This is a genomic window from uncultured Polaribacter sp. (assembly GCF_947501385.1).
Taxonomy (GTDB): domain Bacteria; phylum Bacteroidota; class Bacteroidia; order Flavobacteriales; family Flavobacteriaceae; genus Polaribacter.
Window position 1 is genome coordinate 1 of the sequence record NZ_CANMVP010000092.1, and the last position, 344, is coordinate 344.

1 pseudogene is annotated in these 344 nt (G+C 40.4%); it reads left to right on the forward strand.

Annotated features, from left to right (window positions below):
• Positions 1-344 (forward strand): annotated as a pseudogene (locus tag Q0998_RS19310) (hypothetical protein); the annotation flags it as partial.

Consider the following 344-nt stretch of genomic DNA (forward strand, 5'->3'; position numbering starts at 1 on the left):
ATTTTATACCAGATGCAAACACAACAATAGTGGATGCAGGAACAGGAACAGCACAAGGAACAATAACCTTTGATGGAGCTACTGGTGAGATGAGCTACATTCCAAGTCCTGGCGAAGCAGGAACTACAGTAACGGTAGATTATATTGTTTGTAATACAACAGTAAACCCATCAGTTTGTAGAACGGAAACGGTAACCATTACGGTTCAAGCAGACAATGATGGTGATGGTATTCCAGATGTAACCGATTTAGATGATGATAATGATGGGAATCCAGACACCACAGATCCAAATCCATTAACACCAACAACAGCACCGGATGTATTAATAGTATCTGAAGGTACA